The 24,953-nt window shown below is 70.9% G+C and carries 21 protein-coding genes; 14 read left to right on the top strand and 7 right to left on the bottom strand.

Features of this window, described 5'->3' with window-relative positions:
* Positions 1-48: 48 nt before the first annotated feature.
* From ACWDYF_RS24415 to ACWDYF_RS24400, 4 genes are all read right to left on the bottom strand, one after another.
* Positions 49-720 carry a DUF6308 family protein gene (locus ACWDYF_RS24415; protein WP_389470439.1) on the bottom strand — a complete coding sequence of 224 codons (672 nt, stop codon included), beginning with the start codon at positions 718-720 and terminating at the stop codon, positions 49-51.
* A 52-nt stretch (positions 721-772) separates the two neighbouring features.
* Entirely contained in the window at positions 773-1,981 is a 1,209-nt protein-coding gene (locus ACWDYF_RS24410; protein WP_389470437.1) for a VWA domain-containing protein, read from the bottom strand.
* Positions 1,982-3,016: 1,035 nt separating this feature from the next.
* Positions 3,017-4,180, bottom strand: coding sequence for an agmatine deiminase family protein (locus ACWDYF_RS24405; protein WP_389470434.1), 1,164 nt, complete (start codon positions 4,178-4,180; stop codon positions 3,017-3,019).
* 127 nt (positions 4,181-4,307) lie between these two features.
* Positions 4,308-4,928 (bottom strand): TetR/AcrR family transcriptional regulator, encoded by a 621-nt coding sequence (locus tag ACWDYF_RS24400; protein ID WP_389470431.1) that lies wholly within the window; start codon positions 4,926-4,928, stop codon positions 4,308-4,310.
* A gap of 158 nt (positions 4,929-5,086) precedes the next feature.
* Here ACWDYF_RS24400 and ACWDYF_RS24395 point away from each other — a divergent pair, with 158 nt between their 5' ends.
* From ACWDYF_RS24395 to ACWDYF_RS24350, 10 genes are all read left to right on the top strand, one after another.
* Positions 5,087-6,640 (top strand): serine/threonine-protein kinase, encoded by a 1,554-nt coding sequence (locus ACWDYF_RS24395; protein WP_389470428.1) that lies wholly within the window; start codon positions 5,087-5,089, stop codon positions 6,638-6,640.
* Between the two features lie 181 nt (positions 6,641-6,821).
* Positions 6,822-7,403, top strand: coding sequence for a TetR/AcrR family transcriptional regulator (locus ACWDYF_RS24390; protein WP_381741246.1), 582 nt, complete (start codon positions 6,822-6,824; stop codon positions 7,401-7,403).
* A gap of 272 nt (positions 7,404-7,675) precedes the next feature.
* Positions 7,676-7,888 carry a hypothetical protein gene (locus ACWDYF_RS24385; protein WP_389470424.1) on the top strand — a complete coding sequence of 71 codons (213 nt, stop codon included), beginning with the start codon at positions 7,676-7,678 and terminating at the stop codon, positions 7,886-7,888.
* A 24-nt stretch (positions 7,889-7,912) separates the two neighbouring features.
* Positions 7,913-9,670 (top strand): amidase, encoded by a 1,758-nt coding sequence (locus tag ACWDYF_RS24380; RefSeq protein ID WP_389470421.1) that lies wholly within the window; start codon positions 7,913-7,915, stop codon positions 9,668-9,670.
* 295 nt (positions 9,671-9,965) lie between these two features.
* Positions 9,966-10,979, top strand: a complete 1,014-nt coding sequence (locus ACWDYF_RS24375) for an agmatine deiminase family protein (RefSeq protein WP_389470418.1) — start codon at positions 9,966-9,968, stop codon at positions 10,977-10,979.
* A 104-nt stretch (positions 10,980-11,083) separates the two neighbouring features.
* Complete coding sequence (locus tag ACWDYF_RS24370) at positions 11,084-12,745, top strand: ABC transporter substrate-binding protein (protein ID WP_389470415.1); 1,662 nt, start codon at positions 11,084-11,086, stop codon at positions 12,743-12,745.
* On the top strand, positions 12,742-13,701 hold the full coding sequence (locus tag ACWDYF_RS24365) for an ABC transporter permease (RefSeq protein ID WP_389470413.1): 960 nt from the start codon (positions 12,742-12,744) through the stop codon (positions 13,699-13,701). Before ACWDYF_RS24370 ends, ACWDYF_RS24365 begins: the two co-directional genes overlap by 4 nt.
* The gene (locus tag ACWDYF_RS24360) at positions 13,698-14,552 is read left to right on the top strand and encodes an ABC transporter permease (RefSeq protein ID WP_389470410.1); all 855 of its coding nucleotides are present in this window, start codon (positions 13,698-13,700) and stop codon (positions 14,550-14,552) included. The genes ACWDYF_RS24365 and ACWDYF_RS24360 overlap by 4 nt, the downstream gene beginning before the upstream one ends.
* Positions 14,549-15,526, top strand: coding sequence for an ABC transporter ATP-binding protein (locus ACWDYF_RS24355; RefSeq protein WP_389470407.1), 978 nt, complete (start codon positions 14,549-14,551; stop codon positions 15,524-15,526). Before ACWDYF_RS24360 ends, ACWDYF_RS24355 begins: the two co-directional genes overlap by 4 nt.
* Positions 15,519-16,415, top strand: coding sequence for an ABC transporter ATP-binding protein (locus ACWDYF_RS24350; protein ID WP_389470404.1), 897 nt, complete (start codon positions 15,519-15,521; stop codon positions 16,413-16,415). Before ACWDYF_RS24355 ends, ACWDYF_RS24350 begins: the two co-directional genes overlap by 8 nt.
* Here ACWDYF_RS24350 and ACWDYF_RS24345 read toward each other — a convergent pair.
* Positions 16,344-16,979 carry a TetR/AcrR family transcriptional regulator gene (locus ACWDYF_RS24345; protein WP_389470402.1) on the bottom strand — a complete coding sequence of 212 codons (636 nt, stop codon included), beginning with the start codon at positions 16,977-16,979 and terminating at the stop codon, positions 16,344-16,346. The two genes, ACWDYF_RS24350 and ACWDYF_RS24345, sit on opposite strands and share 72 nt — an antisense overlap.
* A gap of 158 nt (positions 16,980-17,137) precedes the next feature.
* Between ACWDYF_RS24345 and ACWDYF_RS24340 the strand changes: the two genes are divergently transcribed.
* Together ACWDYF_RS24340 and ACWDYF_RS24335 are read left to right on the top strand one after the other, a co-directional pair.
* The gene (locus ACWDYF_RS24340; RefSeq protein WP_389470400.1) at positions 17,138-18,298 is read left to right on the top strand and encodes an agmatine deiminase family protein; all 1,161 of its coding nucleotides are present in this window, start codon (positions 17,138-17,140) and stop codon (positions 18,296-18,298) included.
* A 267-nt stretch (positions 18,299-18,565) separates the two neighbouring features.
* Positions 18,566-19,822 (top strand): ATP-binding protein, encoded by a 1,257-nt coding sequence (locus tag ACWDYF_RS24335; RefSeq protein ID WP_389470397.1) that lies wholly within the window; start codon positions 18,566-18,568, stop codon positions 19,820-19,822.
* An 88-nt stretch (positions 19,823-19,910) separates the two neighbouring features.
* Here the strand turns inward: ACWDYF_RS24335 and ACWDYF_RS24330 are convergent, their stop codons facing one another.
* Together ACWDYF_RS24330 and ACWDYF_RS24325 are read right to left on the bottom strand one after the other, a co-directional pair.
* On the bottom strand, positions 19,911-21,131 hold the full coding sequence (locus ACWDYF_RS24330; protein ID WP_381741229.1) for an ABC transporter substrate-binding protein: 1,221 nt from the start codon (positions 21,129-21,131) through the stop codon (positions 19,911-19,913).
* Between the two features lie 236 nt (positions 21,132-21,367).
* Positions 21,368-22,807 (bottom strand): gamma-aminobutyraldehyde dehydrogenase, encoded by a 1,440-nt coding sequence (locus ACWDYF_RS24325; protein WP_381741227.1) that lies wholly within the window; start codon positions 22,805-22,807, stop codon positions 21,368-21,370.
* A gap of 170 nt (positions 22,808-22,977) precedes the next feature.
* On the opposite strand from ACWDYF_RS24325, the gene ACWDYF_RS24320 reads away from it, so the two are divergent.
* Together ACWDYF_RS24320 and ACWDYF_RS24315 are read left to right on the top strand one after the other, a co-directional pair.
* Positions 22,978-23,502, top strand: coding sequence for an Lrp/AsnC family transcriptional regulator (locus ACWDYF_RS24320; RefSeq protein WP_018567992.1), 525 nt, complete (start codon positions 22,978-22,980; stop codon positions 23,500-23,502).
* The gene (locus tag ACWDYF_RS24315) at positions 23,487-24,866 is read left to right on the top strand and encodes an aspartate aminotransferase family protein (RefSeq protein ID WP_381741226.1); all 1,380 of its coding nucleotides are present in this window, start codon (positions 23,487-23,489) and stop codon (positions 24,864-24,866) included. Before ACWDYF_RS24320 ends, ACWDYF_RS24315 begins: the two co-directional genes overlap by 16 nt.
* Positions 24,867-24,953: the final 87 nt, after the last annotated feature.

The raw sequence follows: 24,953 nt of genomic DNA, 5'->3' as shown, positions 1-24,953 counted from the left end.
CCCCCTCCGGAGGCGGCGGTCCTTCCGTGTCCGGTCGCCGTCCGGACGTCAGACCGCCGTGCAGCCGGTCCGCCGGTGCTCCTTGCGGTGCCGCATCCACAGGACCACGTCACAGACCCGCAGCACGCTGATGTGTTCCGGCAGTCCGGCGCGCTGCCGCAGCTCCGCCAATGCGTGGTGCAGCGCCCGTTCGTCGGCCTGGAGCGCGGCGCACAGCCCGAGCCAGACGGACTCGGGCCCGCCCAGGACACATCGCACGACCTGGTCGTACACGGGCAGGAGCCGGGGGCGCTTGCGGGCGAGGAGCTTGCCCGCGGTCACCCAGCCGATCCGGGGCTGCTCGCAAAGCAGCTTCCAGGCCGCGTCCGCCGGTGAGCCCTCCGCCAGGTGGGTGGTCCCGGCGTCGGCCATGTCGAGGCCGGCGGGGATCGCACGCAGCAGTCCGGACATCCGCACGCCCAGCTCGCCCTCCAGCAGATCGAGAGCGACCGGCGCCGGGACCCGGACCGACAGGGTCTGCACCGCGATCAGATCCTCGGCGGTCACGGTGTCCGCCGTCTCCGGACGGTCACCCCCGCCGCCGAGACTCTCGAAACGGCTCCCGGTGTACCGGACGGCTCCGGGTGCTCCGCCGACACCGAAGTAGTCGCGCAGGTCCCGTACCGCTAGGTCCGGGTCCATCAGGCCACGCAGCCGCAGGCGCAGATCGTCCGAGGTCATAGCTGTGCTCCGAGGGTGTCCGGCGGGCATCGGTCATGCCCGCCGCGCCGGTTCACGGGCGGAGCCAGGCGGCGAAGGCGTCGACGAGTCCGGAGTAGAAGTGCTCGTCGGGCAGCGATCCCGGGTTCTTGCCCGCGTCGAAGAAGGCGACGTTGGGGAAAGCGGCCGAGGCGGAGGTGTCGAGATTCTTGTAGAAGGCGAGTTTCCCGCGGCCGAATCCGACGAACAGCCAGAACACCCCCAGTGCCGCGCTGTTGCGGAGCAGGGCGCGGACCTCGGCCTTGTCCCAGGGCTCGTCGCCCACCTGGGTCACCACGAAGGCCGGGTCGGTGGCCCCGGACTCCTGGTAGTGCCGCACCGCGCGCCGCATGGCGTCGGCGACATTGCCCCAGCCCCAGTCCACCCGGGTGTGCAGCTGACCGATACGGCCCCGGTAGTTGTCCAGGCCGATCTCCTGGAGGAACGGCCGGTCCCCGCCGGTGAAGATCACGGGCACCGTGCCGTCGTCGTCGAGGTTCGCCGACAGCGCCAGCACCCGCTCGGCGAAGGCCTGCACGGCGAACGACTCGTACAGCTCCTCCATGTACCAGTCGTGGTCGAGGATCAGGTACACGGCGGCGGACCGGTGCGCGAGCCCCCGTTCCGCGAGGGCCTCGGCCGCCCGGCGTGCCGTGGACATCAGACCGGGTGCCACTCGCTCGACGGTCGACAGGCCGCCCGCGGCCCCCGTGTGCCGGTGTCCTCGCGCGGGCACCGGGGCCATGGGCGCCTCCGGCTCGGGATCGACGTCGACCCCGTAGTCGGTGGCGAGCCCGGCCAGGCCCGAGGCGTAGCCCTGGCCGACGGCGCGCACCTTCCATCCGCCGTCCCGCCGGTACAGCTCGGCCAGCACCACGACCGTCTCCCCGGACGTGAAGTCCGGTGCGGTGAAGGACAGGACAGGCGTCCTGGGCTGTGTGATCACCAGGCGCGGGGCCCGGGTGAAGGCCGCCCCGGGCTGCAACGGATCGGCGCTGGCCACGACCAGCACACGGTCGACGTCCGCGGGTGTCCGCCCCAGGTCGGCGGTGACCACGGGCCCGTCGACCGACACGCCGTCCTGCACGGGATGGTTGTAGAAGACCAGGTCGTCGTCGGACCGTACGGTGCCGCCCGCGCCCAGCAGCAGCGCCGAGACGTCCGCGGCGAGCCCCGCCACCGCCACCGTCAGCACCACCGGCTCCGCCGACAGCCCCGTGTTCTCACCCTTGCGCAACGCCATCGTCCGCATTCCGGCGCCCCCTCTGATCACTGAGAGAGAACGCTAGACCCCGCGCGCCCGGCCGTCCCGGTTTCGGACGGAATACGGCCGGGACCGTGGACCGGACCCGCCTCCTCGAAGTCCAGAGCCGCATCGGTTCGCCCCTCTTCCCGGCCACTTCCCCGCCCGCGGGCGGCCAGCAGCCCGACGCGGCGTTCCACAGCCCTGCCCCCGCCGCACGGACACTCGGCTGCGGTTCCTGTGGTCCGTGCCGTGGAACAGCGCGCAGTGCGGGGAGGAGATCTCCGCCTACGCCCAGCGCCGTCGCGCTCCGGTCGATCGGCAACCCGATCCGCCCCCACCTCGGGAGAACCACCGTGGACATCCTGCTCGTCGTCGGCTTGTGGCTCGGCGGATCCGCGTGGGACGACATCGTGGGAACCCACCGCACTCGGCCCCATACCGTGCGGCGCTTGACGACCAGTTGGAAGCAGTGCTTGCCAGCAGGCCGGCCCTCGGCGAGGGGGTGGCCGTAGACGGTGAGAGCGCCGACGATCAGGCCGCCGATCCCGCCGATGAAACCCATGAGTACGGCCTTCAGGAGGAACTGGACGGCGATCTGACCGCCGCGTGCGCCCGGTGCGCGGCGCAGCCCGCCCGATGTCGCCGCGGCGGCGCTCCATCACACCCACCACCATGGTGTCGGCGATGCCGACGCCACCGACGAGCACGGCGACCGCAGCGAGGGCGAGGACCAGGCCGGTGAGGGTGTTCTTCGCCTCGGCGCGTGCCGTGAGCAGGTCGGGGGGACGGCTAGAGGTAGATGGTGGCGGCGCTGCCGTCCGTACCCGGGCGGGCCTCGGCCTGCGGCCGGCCGATTCGAGCCGTTCCAGCGAGGCACGGAGCGCCGCGACAGCGGCTCCGGGCTGGGACTCGCCGTGGTCCGGGCGGTCACCCCCCAGCAGCGGTGACCGCTGCTCACCGCTGCCGTGCCGACAGCCGCACCGCCCTGGCCTGTTCCTCCCCCTGGTGAAGCGACGTCGGCGGGTCGCCCTGTCAGGCGGCGGGTTTGCCGGGCTGGTCGTGGGTCGAGCAGTGGATACCGCCGCCGCCGGAGGCGATGGTGTCGATCTCGACTTGCACGATGTCGCGGTCGGGGTACTGCTCCTGGAGGATCCCGCGGGCGCGGTCGTCGGCTGCGCGGTCTCCGAACCTGGGCATGAACACAGCGCCGTTGGCGACGTAGAAGTTGGCGTAGCTCGACACGAAGTTGTCGCCCCGGCCCGTGATCTTGTCCAGGTCGGGCTGCGGCAGGTCGATGATCCGGAATCGCCGCCCCCGGGCGTCGGTGGCCTCGGAGAGCACGGACCTCGCCTGGTCGGAGGAGCGCGACCAGGAGTCGGCGGGCATCCCGGGGAACGCCTTGTCCAAGAGGACCACACCGGGTGCGGCGAACCGCACGAGGCTGTCGACGTGGGCGTCGGTGATGTCCTCGCCGCGCACTCCGGCCAGCCAGATCACCTTCTGCAGGCCCAGGGTCCGCTTGAGTTCGGCCTCGATCTGGTCCCGGGTCCTGCCGGGGTTGCGGTTCTTGTTGACGATCGAGCTCTCGGTGACGAGCAGGGTCCCCTCACCGTCGCTCTCGAAGGATCCTCCCTCGGCGACCAGCGGCGCCTGGACACGGGGGATCCCGTACTTCTGCGACAGGGTGCGGCCGACGCGGGCGTCGTTCCTGTGCACCTGCTTGTTGCCCCACCCGTTGAAGTTGAAGTCGACGCCTGTGACCTTGCCGCTGTCCTTCACGAAGACGGGCACGATGTCACGGGCCCACAGGTCGTCGACCTCCAGGGGGATGACCTCGACCTGGGAACCGCACGCCTTCTGGGCCGCGGCCTGCTGCGAGGGCCGGGCCATCAGGACGACCTCTTCGTATGCGGCGATCGCACGCGCCACCCGCGCGATGTCCTCCCGTACGTAGGGCAGGTCTTCTCCCCAGACCGACTCCAGCGCGGGCCACGACATGAAGGTCCGCGTGTGGCTCTCCCACTCGGCGCCCATGTGCCGCACACCGTCGCTCCCGGCATCCTTGCTCGGGACGCCGGAAGCATCGCCCTTCTGCGCGAGTTCGCCGGGATCGCAGGCCGAGACGCCGAGAACGGCCGCGCCGACTCCGGCAAACGTCAGCAGGGCGGAACGGCGGGAGGGAGGAAGTGCCGTCACAGGGGACTCCGATCGTGGGTCGGCGGGACGAAGGCATCCGGCCGGTGGGGGGCACGAGGCGGTAGGGCGTGAGGGCTCGCATACGAGCCCTCACGGACCACCACAGTGTCATTGACTAGAATTTCAGTCAATTTTCCCCCTCCGACGGCCGCTCCGTTTCCACCGCTATCGCCTCCACGATGAGCTCCTGGGCGTGCTCCAGCGACAAGACGCCGCTCAGCCAGCGCATGCTGAGCCCTTCCAGCAGCGCGGTGAGCCGTTCGGCCGACTCGGCGAGGGCCGTCGCCGAGGCCACAGGGAGCACCGCGCCGAGAAGCCCCGCGACCTCATGGGCCCAGGCCGTACCGGCTTGGGCCAGGTCGCCCCGCAGCGCGGGGTCGAAGACCGCGCTGGCCCGCAGCTCGCCCCAGGCGATGCTGTTCTCGCGCACCTCGGGCAGGTCCTGGAGCTCCAGCAGGAAGGACTGCTCCAGCTCGCGCCTGCGACGGTCGGGCGTGCTGCCGTCGCATCGCTCGGCGGTGTAGCGTTCCGCCCGGTCACCGATGAACTCCAGGGTGCGCAGCAGGATGCCGGCCCGGTCCTTGAAGTGGTAGTAGATCAGTGCGGCGGAGACGCCGGCCTCCGTCGCCAGCTCCTCCACCCGCAGGCCGCGCACCCCGCGGCGGGCTATGAGCCGGGCAGCCCCTTCCAGGATTGCCGTTCTGCGGTCCGTCGCCACTCGATCCCCCCTGTTGGTGTGCGTGGCCATGGTGCCATATATTGACTGAAGTTTTAGTTAGTAAGAGGAGGGCGGCAGCCGCTCGACACACGGACGCTCCGCCGGCCCGTCGCCCGTCGTCTCGTCCGTGCCCCGCGGAAGCAGTCGGTCTCCCCCTCCCGTCCCCCTCGCGCCGAAAGAGCCCCCGCATGTCCGCTCAGTCCCCCGGTGGGCAGCCCGCTCAGGCGCCCCTGTCTGCCGATGACCCTCGCGAGATCGGGGGCTACCGTCTCGACGCCCGGCTGGGCTCGGGTGGCATGGGTGTGGTGTATCTGGCCCGTACACCGGCCGGCCGCCCCGTCGCCCTAAAGGCGGTGCGCCAGGAGCTCGCGGGGGATCCGGAGTTCCGGCGGCGTTTCGCCCAGGAAGTGGACAGCGCTCGACGCATCCACGGTCTGTTCACGGCACAGGTGGTCGACTCGGGTGTGCACGACCCCACCCCGTGGCTCGCCACGGCCTACGTTCCCGGCCCGTCGCTGCAACAGGTGGTCCAGCGCCACGGCCCGCTTCCCCTGCGTACGGTGCTGCTGCTGGTGGCGGGCATCGCGGAGGCCCTCCAGGCGATCCACCGCGCGGGCGTCGTCCACCGGGACCTCAAGCCCGCCAACGTACTGATCGCCGACGACGGTCCTCGCGTGATCGATTTCGGTATCGCGCGTGCGACGGACACCACCGCGCTGACCGGTACGGGACTGCGGATCGGCACCGCGGCGTTCATGGCGCCCGAGCAGGCGATGGGCCTGCCGGTGACACCGGCGACCGATGTCTTCGCGCTCGGGGCGCTCGCCGTGTACGTGGCAGGCGGCGCGCCGCCCTTCGGGCCCGGACCCGAATCCGCCGCGCTGTACCGAGTGGTCCACGAGCAGCCCGACCTCGTCCGCGTACCGCAGGACCTGCACGACCTGCTGTCGCGGTGCCTGGCCAAGGACCCCGGGGGCCGGCCCGCACCCGAGGATCTGATCGCGGCCGTGCACGACCATCCCCTCGTGGGTCCGCGTCCGGAATTCACCGACGGCTGGCTCCCCCGACCGGTCAGCAGCGAGATGTCCGACCATGCACGGACGGTGCTGTCCCACTCCCGGGCGGCCACCCTCACGGCCCCGGCTGTCGCGAGGCCGCGGCCGGAAGACGGCGTCCGGACGAAGCCCGTCCGCCGGCGGCGCGGCCGCCGCCTGCTCGTGATGGCTGTGGCGGCGGCCGCAGCACTCGCGTCGGCAGGCACCATGCTGTACTGCCTGGACCACCCGCCCGAGACGGGAGCAGGTTCGCCCGGGGACACCGGCCGGTCGTCCGGCGGGCCGTCCCGGTCGACCGCCCCCTCACCTTCATCCGCCTACACGTCCGACTACACGGACGCCGAACTCACCCTCCCGGACAGTTCGTATGAATTCGATCTCAAGGCCGGAAAGGTGGTCCCCGCCGAGTCGTCTTCCTGGTACCTGGGGCGCGACGCCACAGGGTTCGTCCAGCCCGACGACAGCGACGCCTTCATCTCGACCGGTGACGATCTGAGCCTCGCCGACTGCATCCGCGGCATCGAGACCGAGCCGGTGACCAGACTGCCGTTCAGCGACCTGGGCGACGAGCGGCCCTTCTGCATCCGCGGCGCGGACCGGAAGGACATCGCCGTCGTGCGACTCGTCGAAGGCCCGACCGGCAGCGGGGCCGTCACCGTCGCGGTGGATCACTACCGAACGCAGTGAACCGTGTCCGCGCCCGCCGCCCTCCGGCTCGGACCGACACCGGCGGTGAACTGCTCCGATCTGCCCGCACGCCTTCCACGGCATGCCCGGTCGCCGTCCGCCCGGAACCGGGGCCCGTCCCGAACGTCCGGCCCCCGGGCCGCCAACGTGAGGCCGTCAAGGGGCCGGTAGGGTTCGCGTCATGGCCTCACGCAGTACTCAGATCCTCGAAGCGGCCGCCCGGGTGATCGCCCGGCGCGGGGTCCGCGGGCTGCGCGTGGAGGAGCTCGCAGCCGAGGCGGGTGTGTCCACCGCGCTGATCTACTACCACTTCAAGGACCGCACCGGGATCCTGCGCCAGACACTCGAGTTCATCAACAACCGCGCCGAGCGTTACACCACGAGCCGCGACCCGGACGCCCCGCCGCCCAGCCCCCGCGAGGAACTCGACGACACACTCCTGCTGGAACTCCAGGACACCGTCGAGGTGCGGGAGAACAGCTCGGCCTGGGGTGAGCTGCGGGCCAGCGCCGTCTTCGACACGGAGCTGCGCGAGGACCTCGCCCGGGCGACCCTGACATGGGTGCAGGACGTGGCCGCGCTGCTGGGCCAGGTGCAGCCGATGGCGTCCGCCTCGTCGCTGGCCGCGGCCGCCGAGCGGCTCACCGCCCTCCTGGAGGGCCTGAGCATGCGCTGGCTGAGCGGCGGGATCCGGATCGACCACGCCCGTGATCTGATGCGCGGCGCCATCGACGCCGAGCTGGCACGCCTGGGGCAGATCTAGCGCATCCGTCAGGGGCCCTCCGGCGCCTGGCGACACCCGGCACACGGCACCCGTTCGATCGCCGGGAGCAGCAGATCCCGGAAGGTCCGTGGTGTGGGTGAGCCCCGGCGAGCCCCGGCGTCTTCATGCCGTGTCTATTGACTGACTTTTCAGTCAGTGTCACAGTGATTCCACCGGGCCCAAGCTGTTTCAGGCCACACGGACCGCTGAGAGAGACTGAAGACCATGGTTCGGACCGACGCGTCCGTCGGTGACGTGGGTCGGAGGCCGGCATGCCCCTGACTCCCACCGAGCGCGACCGCGACCGGCTGTCGCTGTTCAGCGCCGCCGGGCTCGCACGGGCCCGTCAGGACGGCACCCCCCTCGCTCTCGCCCCCCTGACCTCCTGCCTGCCTCGCACCGGGAAACCCGCCGGACCGGCCGGACACGGACGCCGCCCCGGCACCGCACCCTTCGAGGCCCACGCCTCGCACCGCACCGTCTGACCAGCCACCTTGGAGGCACCCCGCATGACACGCGCATTCGACGTCGTCGAGACAGGCATCGCCGGCCTGCGCTCGGCACTGGAGAAGGGCGAGACCACCGCCGTCGGCCTGCTCGACGCCTACCTCGCCCGGATCGAGGCCTATGACCGGCCCGGCACCGCCACCGCGCTCAACTCGCTCGTCGTGATGAATCCCGACGCCCGCGCCGACGCCGAGGCCTCCGACGCCCGCCGCGCGCGCGGCCGGGTCCTCGGCCCCCTCGACGGCATCCCCTACACCGCCAAGGACAGCTACCTCGCCAAGGGGCTGACCGCCGCCGCCGGCTCCCCCGCGTTCGAGCACCTCGTCGCCCGCCGCGACGCCTTCGCCATCGAGCGGCTGCGCGCCGCCGGGGCCGTGCTCATCGGCCTGACCAACATGCCCCCCATGGCGAACGGCGGCATGCAGCGCGGCGTCTACGGCCGCGCCGAAAGCCCGTACAACGCCGACTGGCTCACCAGCGCCTACGGCTCCGGCTCGTCCAACGGCTCGGGCACCGCCACCGCCGCCTCCTTCGCCGCGTTCGGCCTCGGCGAGGAGACCTGGTCCTCGGGCCGGGCGCCCGCGTCGAACAACGCGCTGTGCGCCTACACCCCCAGCCGCGGCGTGATCTCGGTGCGCGGCAACTGGCCGCTCGTGCCGACCATGGACGTCGTGGTCCCCCACACCCGCACCATGGCCGACCTCCTCGAACTCCTCGACGTCATCGTCGCCGACGACCCGGAGACGCGCGGCGACCTGTGGCGGTCCCAGCCCTGGGTGCCGCTCCCCGCACCGTCCCGGGTGCGCCCGGCCTCGTATCCGGCGCTGGCCCCCGCGGACGCGGCATCGGCGCGCGCGACGCTCACCGGCAAGCGCGTCGGCGTGCCCAGGATGTACATCAACGCCGACCCCGAGGCCGGGACCAATCCCGACGGCGGCATCGGCGGCCGGACCGGGCAGCGGATCGACACACGCGCCTCGGTCATGGCCCTGTGGGAGGACGCCCGCCGTGACCTGGAGACCGCCGGCGCCGAGGTCGTCGAGGTCGACTTCCCCGTGGTGACCAACTACGAGTCCGACCGGCCCGGAGCGCCGTCCCTCCTGACCCGGGGCCTGGTCGGGCAGGACTTCCTCGCCTGCGAGGCCCTCGACCTGTCGGCCTGGGCCTGGGACGACTTCCTGCGCGCCAACGCCGACCCCGCGCTCCCGTCCCTCGCCGACGTGGACGGCGCACGGATCTGGCCCAAGCATCCCGGCGAACTACCGGATCGCTACGACGGCTTCGACGATGTGATCGCCGACTACCCCCGGCTGGTGCGCGACCGGCCGTACGGGTCGCTCACCGAGATCCCGCACGTCGAGCAGGGGCTGCGCGGACTTGAGGAGACCCGCAGGATCGACCTGGAGACGTGGATGGACGAACTGCGCCTGGACGCCGTGGTGTTCCCCGCGGTCGCCGATGTCGGCCCGGCCGACATGGACGTGAACGAGACCTCCGCCGACCTCGGCTGGCGCAACGGCGTGTGGGTCGCGAACGGCAACCTCGTACCGCGCCACCTCGGCATCCCGACCGTGACCGTGCCGATGGGCACCATGGCCGACACCGGCATGCCCGCCGGGCTGACATTCGCGGGCCGCGCCTACGACGACAACACGCTGCTCCGGCTCGCCGCAGCCTTCGAGGCGACCGGGCGACGCCGCACGGAGCCGCCGCGCACCCCACGGCTCGCGGCCGGCCGACGAAGCACCGGCACACGCTGAGCCAGACCTCGGCGCCTCACGGATACACGCTCAGGTCCTCATCATGGCCGATGAGGACCGCGCCCCTGCCGGAGCGCCGGAGCTGACAGCGGTGTGCGCAGCGGGCGCGCTCTGTGCGTACGCCTGGTCCGCGTCGTCGATCCGGCGGCGATTTCGCACACCGCTTCTCTTGACTGAATTTTCAGTTGAGAGGAGGATTCCCCACACCCCCCGTACTCGCCCCATGGCTTGAACCGGCCTTGTGCTCGGTCGTCGACTGCCGACGAGTACGTCCGGCGAGAAGAAATGAGACGTGATGACTGCATTCCGTATGCCCGCCGAGTGGTCCGAGCACGAGGGGTGCCTGATGGCCTGGCCCACCCGCCCGGACCTGTGGGGCAGCGTGCTGGACGAGGTCAAGGAGGAGTACGCGAACGTCGCCCGTGCCATCGCCGGGTTCGAACCGGTCACGATGGTCGCCCCTCCCGGCCACGGCGACGACGCCCGGACCTGGTGCGGCCCGGAGATCACCGTGGTGGAACTGCCGGTGGACGACTCCTGGTTCCGTGACTCCGCCCCGCTGTTCGTCCTCGACGGCGACGGCCGCCGCGCCGGAGTCGACTTCCGCTTCAACGCCTGGGGCGGAAAGCACCACCCGTACGACGCGGACGACCGGGTCAGTGCCCTGCTCCTGGAGCACCTCGGCGTGGAGCGCATCCACTCCGACATGATCCTCGAAGGCGGAGCGATCACCGTCGACGGCGAGGGGACCCTGATCACCACCGAGCAGTGCCTGCTCCACCCCAACCGCAACCCGGGCCTGAGCCGGGACGAGATCGAGGCCGAGCTGAAGTCCCGGCTCGGGGTCAGCAAGATCGTCTGGCTGCCTTACGGCGGCCTGCTCGACACCGAGACGGACGGACACGTCGACGGGGTGTGTGCCTTCGCGGCGCCCGGCAAGGTCGTGGTCTCCCTGCCCGAGGACCCCGGCCACCCGGACCACGCGCGGATGCGCGCCAACCGCGCCGTGCTCGAGGCCGCCACCGACGCCCAGGGCCGGCCGCTGGAGATCATCGACGTCCCGCAGGTGGCCTTCGCCGAGGTGGCCGGTGACGAGGTCGAGGTGTCGTACCTGAACTACTACGTCGCCAACGGCGGCGTCGTCGTCCCCGTCGCCGGGGTGCCGCAGGACGAGGACGCACTCGCGGTGATCGCCGCCGCCTATCCCGGCCGCAAGGTCGTCGGGGTGCGGACACCTGTGGTCGCGTTCGGCGGTGGCGGAGTCCACTGCATCACCCAGCAGATCCCCACCGCCCGCCCCCTCGCCTAGGCCCGGCCCCTGACCGTACCGCCCGCTCCTGCCGGACCGTCTCCGCGGTCCGGCGGCCTCCCGTATCCACGTACGGCCACCACGTACGGAAAGAGAGCGCGACGATGACCACACCCCCACCCCGCGCCGGCAGACGCACACGTGTCATGACCGGCCGGATCGCCGCCGCGACGGCCGTCCTGTCCTGCGTGGCTCTGCTCGCGGCCTGCTCCGGACCGCCCAGGAACGGCGGGGGCGCCTCCGGCGACTTCACCCTCTCCCGGCAGACGCCCAAGGCCAAGGGGGACATCGACTCCTTCACCTGGGCCACCTACGCCGAGCCGCCCACACTCGACTACACCGTGGCGTTCGACTATCCGCAGAACACGATCCTCTCCAACGTGTGCGAGAGCCTGATGCGCTGGACGCCCGGACTCACCACCGAACCCGGCCTGGCGCGGAAGGCGACGAATCCCGACCCCACCACCTGGGTCTACGACCTCCGTCCGCACGTGCGCTTCCACAACGGCGGGGTGATGACCGCCGACGACGTGGTCTTCAGCCTGAGCCGGCAACTGGACCCGCACAACGCCGCCGCGTGGGCCGACGTGTTCAAGAACGTCACCTCGGTCAAGAAGACCGGTCCGCTCCAGGTCACCGTCAGGCTCAGGAAGCCCGACTCCCAGTTCCCCCAGTACATGGCGACCGCCGCCGGCGTGGTGGCCTCCAAGGCCGGCGTCGAGGCGGCGGGCAAGAACTACGGCACCTCCGGCGGGCTCGACTGCACCGGCCCGTTCGAGCTCGGCACCTGGAACAAGGGCGAGTCGATCGAACTCGACCGCTTCGACGGCTACTGGGGCACCAGGGCCAGGTCCGGCAAGGTCGTCTTCCGCTTCCTGACCGACCCTTCCGCCCGCACCAACGCCTTTCTCAGCGGAGAGGCCGACGGCGGCTACCTGATCCCCACCGAGAGCTACGACCGGCTGCGCGACAGCAAGACCGGCACCCTGTACTTCGGCGAGGGACTGAGCACGGTCAACGTCAACATCACCGACATGAAGGGCCCGCTCGGCGACGTCCGCGTCCGCCGCGCGCTCTCCCTGGCCCTGGACCGCACCGGATTCGTCGGATCCGCCCTCGGGGGCGTGGGGACCGTCACCAGTTCCCTCACCACCCGAGCCGCCTGGGCCGGCGCCCCGGAGCAGGCCAGGAAGGCCGCGCTGGACGGCCTGCCGCCGACCGCGCCGGACATCGAGAAGGCCACGGCGCTGATCAAGCAGGCCGGTGCCACCGGGAAGACCCTGACCGTCGCCACCAGCTCCATCGGCCAGGACGTCTCCGTGCTCGCCACCGCCGTGCAGGCCGCGGGCACCCGGATCGGCCTGGACATCAAGCTCAGGACCATCGCCCCGAACGCGTTCACCGCGCTGTTCACCGACCCCAGGGCGCGCGTGGGCATCGACATGTTCCCGCTCACCTACTACGACTCGATCACCGACCCGCTGGACCTGCTCTCCAACTTCAAGACGGGTTCGTACATGAATTTCGCCGGCTACAGCGACAAGCAGTACGACGGCCTCGTCGACCGGGCGACCGCCGCCTACGACCCCCGGGCGCGGACGATGATCGAGGCGCAGCTGCAGAAGCGCGCCGCCGACCAGTTGCTGTGGATCCCGGTCGCCGAGTGGCCGACCTCCCTGTTCCTCAACAAGAGGATCACCGGAGCGCCCACCACCATCTCGTACATGTACTACCCGTGGGCGGCCGACGTGGGGGCCGCCCAGTGAGCTTCACGAGATTCGCGCTGCGGCGGCTGGCGGAGATGACCGCCACCCTGCTCTGTGCGTCGTTCGTGGTGTTCGGTGCGATGTATCTGGCGCCGGGCAGCCCCGCGAGCTTTCTGCTCTCGGGCCGCTCCGCCTCGCCGGAGGCCCTCGCCGCGATCGACGCGCAGTACCACCTGAACGATCCCTTCCTCGTCCGGTACCTGCGCTGGCTGGGCGACATGGCACACGGCGACTTCGGGCGGTCGATCACCTACCGCACCGATGTCTCGCGGCTGCTGGCCGACCGTCTGCCCACCACCCTGCTGCTGGTCGGCATGTCCTTGGCCGTGGTGGTCGTCGTCGGCCTGGCACTCGGCCGGCTCGCGGCCGTACGCGGCGGCGCCACCGACTCCACCGTCCTGGTCACCACCACGTTCGCCGTCGGCACCCCGTCCTTCGTCGCGGCCGTGCTGCTCCAGGGCCTGTTCGCCGTCAAGCTCGGCTGGTTCCCCAGCGGGGGTGCCGGCGACGGCTTCCTCGACCAGGTGTGGCATCTGACGCTCCCGGCCGTCGCGCTCGCCCTCTACCTGATCGGTCTGCTCGCCCGGGTCACCCGCTCGGCGATGCTGGAGGCCCTCGACGGCGAACACGTCACCGTGGCCCGCAGCCGGGGCGTGCCGGAGCGTGAGGTCATCCGGCGGCATGTGTTCCGCAACTCGCTGGGTACGGTGCTGACCACCGGCGGTCTGATCGTCTCGACGCTGCTGGTCTGCACGATCCTGGTGGAGAGCGCCTTCAGCATCGGCGGCATCGGACAGCTCCTCGAACTGTCGACCACCACCAAGGACTTCCCCACCGTCCAGGCCATCTCCCTGATCATCGTGGCCCTGTTCATGATCGTGAACCTCGTCGTCGACCTGCTGATGCCGCTGGTCGACCCGCGGATCACCCTCGGATCGAGGAGGTCTGCCGCATGACCGCCGTTCTCACCCGCCGGCCCGGCCTCGCCCGGATCCGCTCGGCCGGGTCGCCGCTCCACCTGTGCTGTCTGGGGTTCGTGGTCCTCGTCGTCGCCGGGGCGCTGCTCGCCGGTGCGGTGGCACCGCACGACCCCAACGCCGTCGACCTGGGCAACGCGCTCGCGGGCCCTTCCGCCGGTCATCCGCTCGGTGTGGACGGGGCGGGCCGCGACACCCTCTCGCGTCTGCTGATCGGCGCGCGCGCCTCCCTGCTGGGCCCGCTCGGGGTGATCGCCTTCTCCACCGTCGCCGGTGTCGTCGTCGGAATGGCCGCGGCCTGGCGGGGCGGCTGGCTGGACTCGGTGCTCTCCCGCAGCACCGAACTGGTCTTCGCCTTCCCCGGGATGCTGCTGGCGATCCTCATCATCTCGATCTACGGAGAGGGTCTGCTCGCGCCGGTCATCGCCCTGGCGATCGCCTATCTGCCCTACGTCAGCCGGCTGACGCGCTCACTGGTCCTGGCCGAACGGCAGCGCCCCTACGTCAGCGCCTACCGGGTCCAGGGGCACTCCGGCCTCCAGATCTGCCTGCGCCACATCCTGCCCAACGTCGCCCCCGTCGTCCTCGCCCAGTCCGCCGTCAACTTCGGTTACGCCCTGATGGACCTCGCGGGACTGTCCTTCCTCGGGCTCGGCATCCCCGCGCTCACCCCCGACTGGGGCCGCATGGTGTTCGACGGACAGACCGCCGTCCAGCGCGGCTACCCGCTGTCCGCGATCCTGCCCTGCGTGCTCATCGTGCTGACCGTCGTCGCGTTCAACGTGGTCGGGGAACGCTGGGCCGACCGCGTCGCCAGGAGAGACCGATGAACACCCTCGACATCCAGGGACTGCGCATCACCCTGCCCGGCACCGCCCGCCCGGTCCTCGACGGGATCGACCTCACCGTCGGCGCCGGCGAGACCGTGGCACTCGTCGGCGAGTCCGGCTCCGGAAAGACGCTCACCTCACGCAGCGCGCTGCGGCTGCTGCCACCGGCCGCCGTCACCGAAGGCACCGTCCGCGTCGACGGCCACGATGTGCTCACCATGGACGCCCGGCAGCTGCGCGCCCTGCGCACCGGCACGGTCGCCATGATCTTCCAGGACCCACGGGCCGCCATCAACCCGCTGCGCCGCATCGGGGACTTCCTCACCGAGAGCGTCCGGCTGACCAAGGTCATGAACCGGACGGAGGCCACCGCCCGGGCCGGTGAACTCCTCGATGCGGTGGGTCTGGACGCCTCCGCGCTGCGCAAGTACCCCGGCCAGGTGTCCGGCGGCATGCTCCAGCGCGTCATGATCGCCGCCGCTCTCATGGGAGACCCGGCCCTCCTGCTCGCCGACGAGCCCACCACCGCGCTGGACGTCACCACCCAGGCCGAGGTCATCGCCCTCCTGAGCCGGCTGCGGGAACGCTTCGGCACCGGACTGCTCTTCGTCACCCACGATCTCGGTCTCGCCGCGGCCGTCAGTGACCGTGTCTACGTCATGTACGCCGGACGGATCGCCGAGAGCGGCCCCGCGGAAGTCCTCTTCAGGCATCCCCGCCACCCGTACACGGCCGCCCTGCTCGCCTCCACCCCGCGGATGGAGGGGCCCACGGGCCGCCTCGCCGCCATCGACGGCCAGCCCCCCGATCTCCGTCAGGAACTGAAGGGCTGTGCCTTCGCCGCCCGTTGTCCCCTCGCGACCGGACTCTGCGAGCAGGAGGCACCGTCCGCGCTGCCCGCCCCCGGCGGGCCGGAACACCAGGCCGCCTGTCACCACAGCGACCGGCTCGAAGGGAGCGCCGTCGATGCCTGAGAACGCCCTGGCCGTCAAGGGCCTGCGACGGACCTTCGGGAGCGTACGCGCCGTGGACGATGTGTCCTTCACGCTGCCGGAGGGCGGGTCCCTCGGCATCGTGGGCGAGTCCGGCTCCGGCAAGACCACCACCGCACGGATCGTCGTCGGCCTGGAACAGGCCGACGAGGGCGACGTCCTGGTGCGCGGCCGGTCCCGCGCCGAGCGGGAGCGCGGTGCGGGGCGGGGCCGGGCACGGCGTCTGGCCCGGGCCCGCGAGGTCCAGATGGTCTTCCAGGACCCCTACCTCTCCCTCGACCCGAGGACGAGTGTCGAGGCGGTCCTCCGCGAGACACTGCGCCTCCACTTCCCCGAGCGGGACCCGGACAAGCGCATACGCCAACTCCTCGACCAGGTGGGCCTGGGAACCCGCGCCGCCGACGCCCTGCCGCGCCGGCTCTCCGGCGGGCAGCGCCAGCGCGTGGCCATCGCGCGGGCCCTGGCCGTCGAGCCCGCCGTGCTCGTCCTGGACGAAGCGGTCGCCGCACTGGACGTGTCGGTGCAGGCGCAGATCCTCAACCTCCTGGCCGACATCAGGGAGGAGACCTCGGTCGGATACCTGTTCATCACCCACGACCTGGGGGTGGTCCGGTGTGTCACCGACGAGATCGTCGTCATGCGCCATGGTGCCGTCGTCGAGGCGGGTCCCACGGCCGAGGTGCTCGCCGCGCCCCGGCACCCCTACACCCGGCTCCTGCTGGATTCCGTGCCCCGGCCCGGCTGGGACCCGGAAGCGATCTCGGCCGCGCGCCGGGCGCTGGAGCCCGCCGTGACCGGCTCAGGCACCGGCCGCGAGAGTGCGGACGAGGGTCCGCAGGACCGGCCCGGTGTCGAGTCCCGCGTCCAGTGACTCCGCGGCGGCGAGGCCGTCGACGGCGGCGGCGACGGCCTCGCCCAGCGGCCGGGGATCGAGCCGGCCGCCCCGTTCGTCGGCCAGGACCTGGAACAGGTCGACGAAGGCGGTGCGCCAGCGCCGGTACTCGGCCTCAAGGGCGTCCCGCACCCTGTCGTCGTTCAACGCGTGCCAGTGCAGTGCCGAGTGCAGGTGTGCGAGGTCCGTGCTCTCGGGCCGTCCGAGCAGAACGACCACGCGCTCGGCACGCTCGGCGAACGTGCCGGGTGCGGAGACCGCGGCCTCCAACGGGGAGATCCACTCGGGGCGCATGTCTTCGAGGACCGCCAGAACTAGGTCGGTGCGATCCTGGAAGTGGTAATGGCACATTCCGTGCGAAACCCCACACAGTGCCGCCACGTTGCGAGTGGTGAACCGCTCACTCATCTCACCGGCCAGCAGGGTCCGAGCGGCCGCGATCAGGCGTGCCCGGGTCTGCTCACCCTTCGCCGACACACGCGGTCGCCCCGGCCGGACAGGAGCCGAGGAGGGTTTCTGGGGGCCTGTCGCTGATGCTGCCATGACGTCACTCTAACGAGCACCCCGGCTCCCACCTGCGTAGTTGCGGGTATCCGCAGGATCCGTCGCCCACACTATTGACCGAGCGCTCGGTCAGTTCTAGTTTTCAGGCTCCCACCGTGCCCCTGCGGTCGGCTGAAACGGCAGAGGAGAACCACCACATGAACGAGCACGCTGTGAACCATTCCTACGGAAGTCTGCGCAGGCGCGGGTTCCTCGCGGCAGCGGGGCTCACCGCCGCGGGCGCGGCCCTCGCCGCTGCCGAGGGGCGGGCCCGCGCCGCGTCCCCGCGCGGTCAGGCCGCTGCGGCGGGCTCCTTCAGGGTCCCGATCGAGGACGTCCCCCACACCCGCACCTGGATGGCCTGGCCGGACAGCAGCTCGATCTGGGGCCGCAAGCTGCTCAGCGGTGTCCAGGCCGACATCGCGCTGATCGCGCGCACCGTCGCACGGTACGAGCCGGTCATCATGTGCGCCAACTCCGGCAGCGCTGCCGGTGCCCGTGCGATGTGCGGGTCCTCGGTCACCGTCCTCACCTCCATCCCGGTCGACGACTGCTGGATGCGCGACAGCGGCCCGGTCTTCCGCACCGACGGGACCGGCGGCCTCGACGCGGTCGGACTGAACTTCAACGGCTGGGGGAAGAAGCAGACCCACGCCAAGGACGCACTCGTCGCCCAGCGGATCGCCGCCTACGTGGGTGTCCCCTTCACCTCCGCGGGCCTGGTCGGAGAGGGCGGCGCGATCGAACAGGACGGCGCCGGCACCCTGATGGCGACCCGCAGCAGCCTCATCAGCGCCCAGCGCAACCCCGGCATGTCACAGGCGCAGCTCGAATCCGCCATGTGCGCCGCGTACGGGGCCTCCAAGGTCCTCTGGTTCGACGGTGTGTCCGGGCAGGACATCACCGACGACCACGTCGACGCCACCTCGCGCTTCCGGGCCCCCGGGGAGGCGCTCGTCCAGATGCCCCTGGCGACGGACACGGACGTCTACGCCAAGGACGCGCGCCAGCAGTACCAGACCCTGTCCTCCTCCACCACGGCGAGCGGCGGCCGGATGTCGGTGTCGAAGCTCCAGGGCCCCGACTACGACAGGATCCGCTCCACCAACAGGGACTTCCTCGCCTCCTACGCCAACTACTACGTATGCAACGGCGCCGTCGTCTCCGGCCAGTTCGGCGACGCCCAAGCCGACGCGGCGGCCAAGGCCACGCTGGCCAGGCTCTACCCCGGCCGGGTCGTCGAACAGCTCGACATCGACCGCCTCGGCACCGGCGGCGGCGGAATCCACTGCGTCACCCAGCAGCAGCCCGTGCCGTAACCAGGGAGCCCGCACCCCCTGGGGTTCCTCGGTGGACGGGCCGTCGTCGCACCGGCCGCCCTCTGCTCGCCGCCGCGGCAGCGGGCAGGCGGACCGTGGTGTTCGAGCATGTCCGGCGCGTCACCAGGCCGTTCACATAGCCGCGATGCGCCGGACCCGCCGCTCTCCTCTTTGTACGGCTGCGGACCGGTGATTGTCCGTGACGGAGGATGACCGCCTGCTGCGCACGCTCTACGTTTTCGGAACACCTGAGGAAGGGAGCAGCAGATGAACTGGCTCATACATGACTACCGCGAGGACGATCTGGCCGCCGTGGTCCATCTCATCGACAGCACAGCCGGTCTCGGCCAGGAGTCGGTCTTCTCCGTCGCCGAGTGCATCGGCGCGCTGACCTCCCGCCAGCCCGCTGTGGTCGCAGTCCACCGGGGCGTGCCGATCGGCACGGCGCTCGCCCATGTGCGCGACGGCCGGGCGTGGGTGATGCGCATCGCCATCGAGCCTTCCTGGCGCGGCCGAGGGCTGGCCAGCGCGCTGCTGATGGAGCTCGAACGCCGACTGGTCGAGGCAAGGGTGCGCCGTATCGCGTACGTCCTGGCCGAGGAGGAGCTGCTCGGCGAAGGGCTGCGGAAGGCGGGCTACACGCGGCGGCCGGCCGTCGCGTACTTCGAGAAGACCGAACCTGCCACCGGGACGACGGCGAACCTGCTGGACGAACTGGGCGGCAGACTCCTCGCCGGTGACCTGTGGGACAAGGTCGCCGGGATGGAGTCGGAGAAGGTCCTGATCGAGCGTCGCGTCGTTCTGCCACTGGCCGAACCGGAACGGGCCGCCAGACACGGCGTGATCCCGCCGCGTGCCATCACCCTCTTCGGTCCGCCCGGGACCGGCAAGACCACCTTCGCCCGCGCCATCGCCTCCCGCCTCGGCTGGCCCTTCGTCGAACTGCTGCCCTCCCGCCTGGCGCACGAAGGCAACCTCGCCGCCGCGTTGCGTACGGCCTTCGCCCGGATCTCGGAGCTGGAACGAGCCCTGGTCTTCATCGACGAGGTCGAGGAGATCGCAGCCGTGCGCGGAGCGAACCCCGAACCCTCGATGCACGGCGTCACCAACGAACTCCTCAAACTCATCCCCGGGTTCCGCGAACGCGACGAGCGTCTGCTGGTCTGCGCCACCAACTCCATTCGCTCCCTCGATCCCGCCTTTCTCCGTCCCGGGCGCTTCGACTACCTCATTCCCATCGGCACTCCGGACGCGGCCGCCCGCGCGGCGATCTGGTCGCGCTACTCCGCACAGCGCGACGACGTCGATCTGGACGCGCTGGTCGCGGCGAGCGAGCTGTTCACTCCGGCCGACATCGAGCACGCGGCGCGGATCGCCGCCCAGGCTGCCTTCGAACGCAACGCCGCCGAAGCAGGCGCGCGCACCGACGACTACCTCACCGCCCTGGGACAGTGCCGGCCGACCGTGACCCCGGCCGTCATCGACGAGTTCACCTCCGACATCACCTCTCACGCCCGGATCTGAGCGCGTTGCCGCACCCGCAGCCCCTGCTCGACGCCAGGGGATTTCGCTCCCGCTGGAAATCCTCGTCCCGAGCAGCCCGCTCCGCCCCCTACAACCCCACCAGCGTGTTCCACCGCTTGGCGAACTCGACGCGTTCCGTGGAGGTGATGTCGCGGGCGATGGCGAGGCGGCGGCGCATGGTGGCGTCGGGGAAGATGAGGGGGTTCTCGGCGAGGGCGGCGGTGTCCTCGTCGTCGGAGGCGGCGAGGATCTCCTGGGCGGCGGGGACCGGGCAGACGTAGTTCACCCAGGCGGCCAGCTCGGCGGCGACCTCGGGCTGGTAGTAGTAGTCGATCAGACGCTCGGCGTTGGCCTTGTGGTCGGCCAGGTTGGGGATCATCAGGGAGTCCGACCAGAGTTCGGCGCCCTCCTCGGGGACGACGAAGCGGATGTCGGGGTTGTCGGCCTGGAGCTGGATCACGTCGCCGGAGTACGCCTGGCAGGCCAGGACGTCGCCGCTGACCAGGTCCTTGGTGTAGTCGTTGCCGGTGAAGCGGCGTATCTGGCCGCGGGCCAGCTGCCGCTCCACCTGGTCGCAGACCCGGTGGAAGTCGCCCGCCGTCCACGCGCGGATGTCGACGCCGTCGGCCTGCATCAGCAGGGCGAACGCCTCGTCGAGGCCGGAGAGCAGGGTCACCCGGCCCTTGAGGTCGCTCGCCCACAGGTCGGCGACGCGGTGGATGTCCCGGCCGAGCTTGCGGCGGTTGTAGGCGATGCCGGTGATGCCCGACTGGTAGGGCACGGTGAACTTGCGCCCGGGGTCGAAGGCGGGTGAGCGCAGCAGCGGGTCGAGGTGGCGGGCGACGTTCGGCTGCCGGGCGCGGTCCATCTCCTGCACCCAGCCCAGGCGCACGAAGCGCGCGCACATCCAGTCGCTGATGACGACGAGGTCGCGGCCGGGCTTCTGGTGGTTCATCAGGGACGGGCTGATCTTGCCGAAGAACTCGTCGTTGTCGTTGATGTCCTCGGCGTAGTGGACGGAGATCCCGGTGCGCTTCTGGAAGGCGTCGAGGGTGGGCCGCCGGTTGGGGTTCTTGTCGTCGGTGTCGATGTAGAGCGGCCAGTTCGACCAGTTCAGCCGCTTGTCGGTGGCGGAGGTGTCGGTGGCGGCGCGGTCGCCGGGGCTGACGTAGGCGGCGGGGACCCCGCATCCGGCGAGCGCCCCGAGCACGGCGGTGCCGCCGAGGGCGCGCAGCAGCGAGCGGCGGGAGGGCGGGGCCGGTGTGCGCGGCGGGGTGCGGAACGGGGGCGTCAGCGGTGTCCGGGGCATCCCCGCAGCATGCCGCCCGTTTCCCCGCCGGACAATCGACGCTCCGTCGAGCCCGGCGGGGGCTTCCCGACACCTTGTCGATCCCGGCGCCCTGCGGGAGCGCGGCGACGCCAAGGACGTACGGCCGCATCCCGCTCCCGCACGACAGCGCACCGCGGCCCCGGACGGTCCGTCCTCCGTCCGGGGCCGCGGTGCGGGCCAGGGGTGCCGCTGTACGGGTGTACGGCCGTACGGGCTCAGCCGTCCAGCGACGTCATCACGTGCTTGATGCGCGTGTAGTCCTCGAAGCCGTACGCGGACAGGTCCTTGCCGTAGCCGGACTTCTTGAAGCCGCCGTGCGGCATCTCGGCGACCAGCGGGATGTGGGTGTTGATCCACACGCAGCCGAAGTCGAGCTTCTTGGACATCCGCATGGCGCGGCCGTGGTCCTTGGTCCACACGGAGGAGGCGAGCGCGTACTCGACGCCGTTGGCCCACTCGACGGCCTGGTCCTCGTCGGTGAAGGACTGGACGGTGATGACCGGGCCGAAGACCTCCTTCTGGATGATCTCGTCGTCCTGCCTGAGACCGGAGACGACGGTCGGGGCGTAGAAGTAGCCCTTGTCGCCGACCTGGTGGCCGCCGGCCTCGACCTTGGCGTGGGCGGGCAGCCGCTCGATGAAGCCGGCCACCTGCTGGAGCTGGTTCGGGTTGTTCAGCGGGCCGTACAGGACGTCCTCGTCGTCGGGCTGCCCCGTCTTCGTGTCCTCGGCGGCCTTGGCGAGCGCGGCGACGAACGCGTCGTGCACCGACTCCTGGACCAGTACGCGGGTGGCGGCCGTGCAGTCCTGCCCGGCGTTGAAGTACCCGGCCATGGCGATGTCCTCGACGGCCTTGTCGATGTCGACGTCCTCGAAGACCACGACGGGGGCCTTGCCGCCCAGCTCCAGGTGGACGCGCTTGAGGTCCTTGGAGGCAGACTCGGCGACCGACATCCCGGCTCGCACGGAGCCGGTGATGGAGGCCATCGCCGGGGTGTCGTGCTCGACCATGAGGCGGCCGGTGTCGCGGTCGCCGCAGACGACGTTGAAGACGCCCTCGGGCAGGACCGAGCCGATGATGTCGGCCATCAGGACCGTGGAGGCGGGGGTGGTGTCCGAGGGCTTGAGCACGACGGTGTTGCCGGCCGCGAGGGCGGGGGCGAACTTCCAGACGGCCATCATCATCGGGTAGTTCCACGGCGCGACCTGCGCGCAGACGCCGATCGGCTCGCGCCGGACGATGGAGGTCAGCCCCTCCATGTACTCGCCGGCCGAGCGGCCCTCCAGCATCCGCGCCGCGCCCGCGAAGAAGCGGATCTGGTCGACCATCGGCGGGATCTCCTCGGAGCGGGTCAGCCCGATGGGCTTGCCCGTGTTCTCCACCTCGGCCGCGATCAGTTCCTCGGCGCGCTCCTCGAAGGCGTCCGCGATCTTCAGCAGCGCCCGCTGCCGCTCGGCCGGGGTGGTGTCGCGCCAGGCCGGGAAGGCCGCGGCGGCGGCCGCCATGGCGGCGTCGACGTCCGCCCGACCGGACAGCGGCGCGGTCGCGTACGCCTCTCCGGTCGCGGGGTTGACCACCTCGGTGGTCCGTCCGTCGGCGGCGTCCCGGAACTCACCGTCGATGTAGTTGCGCAGACGACGCAGCTCGGTGCTCACTGCCGGCCCTCCTGGTGGGGTCAAGGTGTCCATTGGCTGAGACACCCACCCTAGTCCGCCTGCCGACGTTTTCAACACCCCCAGCCCGAGGACTTCTGCGAAATCCGTATGTCTCGACGTCCCAAACAACGAATTTCATCGCTTTGGGCTTGCGGAACGGTCGAGACGTCGTGCACAGTGAGGACGTGGCCAGTCGAAGCGCAGAGCAGAGGGACTCGTCCCGCGAGTCCCGCACCGGGAACGGCACCCCCCAGCTGGACGCCGTCTCCCTCGCCATCATCCAGCAGCTCCAGGAGGACGGCCGCCGTCCCTACGCGGCGATCGGCAAGGCCGTCGGCCTCTCCGAGGCGGCCGTGCGCCAGCGCGTGCAGAAGCTGCTGGACCAGGGCGTCATGCAGATCGTCGCCGTCACGGACCCGCTCACCGTGGGCTTCCGCCGGCAGGCGATGGTCGGTGTCAACGTCGAGGGTGATGTCGAGGCCATCGCGGACGCGCTGACTGACATGTCGGAAGTCGAGTACGTGGTGATGACCGCGGGCTCGTTCGACATCCTCGCCGAGATCGTCTGCGAGGACGACGACCACCTGCTGGACGTCATCAACAAACGCATCCGGGCGCTGCCCGGGGTGCGCTCCACCGAGAGCTTCGTTTACCTGAAGCTCAAGAAGCAGACCTACATGTGGGGAACCCGATAACCGTGAGCAAGGACCTCAGCCGAACCGCGTACGACCACCTGTGGATGCACTTCACCCGCATGTCCTCGTACGAGAACGCCCCCGTGCCGACCATCGTGCGCGGTGAGGGCACCTACATCTACGACGACCAGGGCAAGCGCTACCTGGACGGCCTCGCGGGCCTGTTCGTGGTCCAGGCCGGACACGGCCGCACCGAGCTGGCCGAGACCGCGTTCAAGCAGGCGCAGGAGCTGGCCTTCTTCCCCGTGTGGTCGTACGCCCACCCCAAGGCCGTGGAGCTGGCCGAGCGGCTGGCCGACTACGCGCCGGGCGACCTGAACAAGGTCTTCTTCACCACCGGCGGCGGTGAGGCCGTGGAGACCGCCTGGAAGCTCGCCAAGCAGTACTTCAAGCTGACCGGCAAGCCCACCAAGTACAAGGTCATCTCCCGCGCGGTCGCCTACCACGGCACCCCGCAGGGCGCCCTGTCCATCACCGGCCTGCCGGGCCTGAAGGCCCCCTTCGAGCCGCTGGTGCCGGGCGCGCACAAGGTCCCCAACACCAACATCTACCGCGCCCCGATCTTCGGCGACGACCCGGAGGCCTTCGGCCGCTGGGCCGCCGACCAGATCGAGCAGCAGATCCTCTTCGAGGGCCCGGAGACGGTCGCCGCCGTCTTCCTGGAGCCGGTGCAGAACGCGGGCGGCTGCTTCCCGCCGCCGCCCGGGTACTTCCAGCGGGTGCGCGAGATCTGCGACCAGTACGACGTGCTGCTCGTCTCCGACGAGGTCATCTGCGCCTTCGGCCGCCTCGGCACGATGTTCGCCTGCGACAAGTTCGGCTACGTCCCGGACATCATCACCTGCGCCAAGGGCATGACCTCGGGCTACTCCCCGATCGGCGCCTGCATCATCTCCGACCGCCTGGCCGAGCCGTTCTACAAGGGCGACAACACCTTCCTGCACGGCTACACCTTCGGCGGCCACCCGGTCTCCGCCGCGGTCGGCCTCGCCAACCTCGACCTGTTCGAGCGCGAGGGCCTCAACCAGCACGTGCTGGACAACGAGGGCGCGTTCCTGTCCACCCTCCAGAAGCTGCACGACCTGCCGATCGTCGGCGACGTCCGCGGCAACGGCTTCTTCTACGGCATCGAGCTGGTGAAGGACAAGAACACCAAGGAGTCCTTCAACGACGAGGAGACCGAGCGCGTCCTGTACGGCTTCCTCTCCAAGGCGCTGTACGACAACGGCCTGTACTGCCGGGCCGACGACCGCGGCGACCCGGTCGTCCAGCTCGCCCCGCCGCTGATCTCCGACCAGGAGACCTTCGACGAGATCGAGCAGATCCTGCGCGCGGTGCTGACGGAGGCATGGACCAAGCTGTGACCCCCGGGTCACAGGCCGCAGGCACGGTGAGCGCCCGCTGAGGCGCGTACCTCCGATCTGATCATCACAGGCCCCGGTGCCGTCCGT

It is taken from the genome of Streptomyces sp. NPDC003284 (assembly GCF_053589675.1).
Note: the sequence above shows the minus strand (reverse complement) of the source record. Positions and strands in the feature narration are given on the sequence as shown.

Excerpts from the sequence above, each read along its gene's own strand:
- ACWDYF_RS24395 (WP_389470428.1), top strand. The coding sequence starts at position 5,087 with ATGTCCGCTCAGTCCCCCGGTGGGCAGCCCGCTCAGGCGCCCCTGTCT.
- ACWDYF_RS24410 (WP_389470437.1), bottom strand. The coding sequence starts at position 1,981 with ATGGCGTTGCGCAAGGGTGAGAACACGGGGCTGTCGGCGGAGCCGGTG.
- ACWDYF_RS24400 (WP_389470431.1), bottom strand. The coding sequence starts at position 4,928 with ATGGCCACGCACACCAACAGGGGGGATCGAGTGGCGACGGACCGCAGA.
- ACWDYF_RS24380 (WP_389470421.1), top strand. The coding sequence starts at position 7,913 with ATGACACGCGCATTCGACGTCGTCGAGACAGGCATCGCCGGCCTGCGC.
- ACWDYF_RS24345 (WP_389470402.1), bottom strand. The coding sequence starts at position 16,979 with ATGGCAGCATCAGCGACAGGCCCCCAGAAACCCTCCTCGGCTCCTGTC.
- ACWDYF_RS24350 (WP_389470404.1), top strand. The coding sequence starts at position 15,519 with ATGCCTGAGAACGCCCTGGCCGTCAAGGGCCTGCGACGGACCTTCGGG.
- ACWDYF_RS24355 (WP_389470407.1), top strand. The coding sequence starts at position 14,549 with ATGAACACCCTCGACATCCAGGGACTGCGCATCACCCTGCCCGGCACC.
- ACWDYF_RS24385 (WP_389470424.1), top strand. The coding sequence starts at position 7,676 with ATGCCCCTGACTCCCACCGAGCGCGACCGCGACCGGCTGTCGCTGTTC.
- ACWDYF_RS24390 (WP_381741246.1), top strand. The coding sequence starts at position 6,822 with ATGGCCTCACGCAGTACTCAGATCCTCGAAGCGGCCGCCCGGGTGATC.
- ACWDYF_RS24375 (WP_389470418.1), top strand. The coding sequence starts at position 9,966 with ATGACTGCATTCCGTATGCCCGCCGAGTGGTCCGAGCACGAGGGGTGC.
- ACWDYF_RS24335 (WP_389470397.1), top strand. The coding sequence starts at position 18,566 with ATGAACTGGCTCATACATGACTACCGCGAGGACGATCTGGCCGCCGTG.
- ACWDYF_RS24330 (WP_381741229.1), bottom strand. The coding sequence starts at position 21,131 with ATGCCCCGGACACCGCTGACGCCCCCGTTCCGCACCCCGCCGCGCACA.
- ACWDYF_RS24340 (WP_389470400.1), top strand. The coding sequence starts at position 17,138 with ATGAACGAGCACGCTGTGAACCATTCCTACGGAAGTCTGCGCAGGCGC.
- ACWDYF_RS24370 (WP_389470415.1), top strand. The coding sequence starts at position 11,084 with ATGACCACACCCCCACCCCGCGCCGGCAGACGCACACGTGTCATGACC.
- ACWDYF_RS24360 (WP_389470410.1), top strand. The coding sequence starts at position 13,698 with ATGACCGCCGTTCTCACCCGCCGGCCCGGCCTCGCCCGGATCCGCTCG.
- ACWDYF_RS24415 (WP_389470439.1), bottom strand. The coding sequence starts at position 720 with ATGACCTCGGACGATCTGCGCCTGCGGCTGCGTGGCCTGATGGACCCG.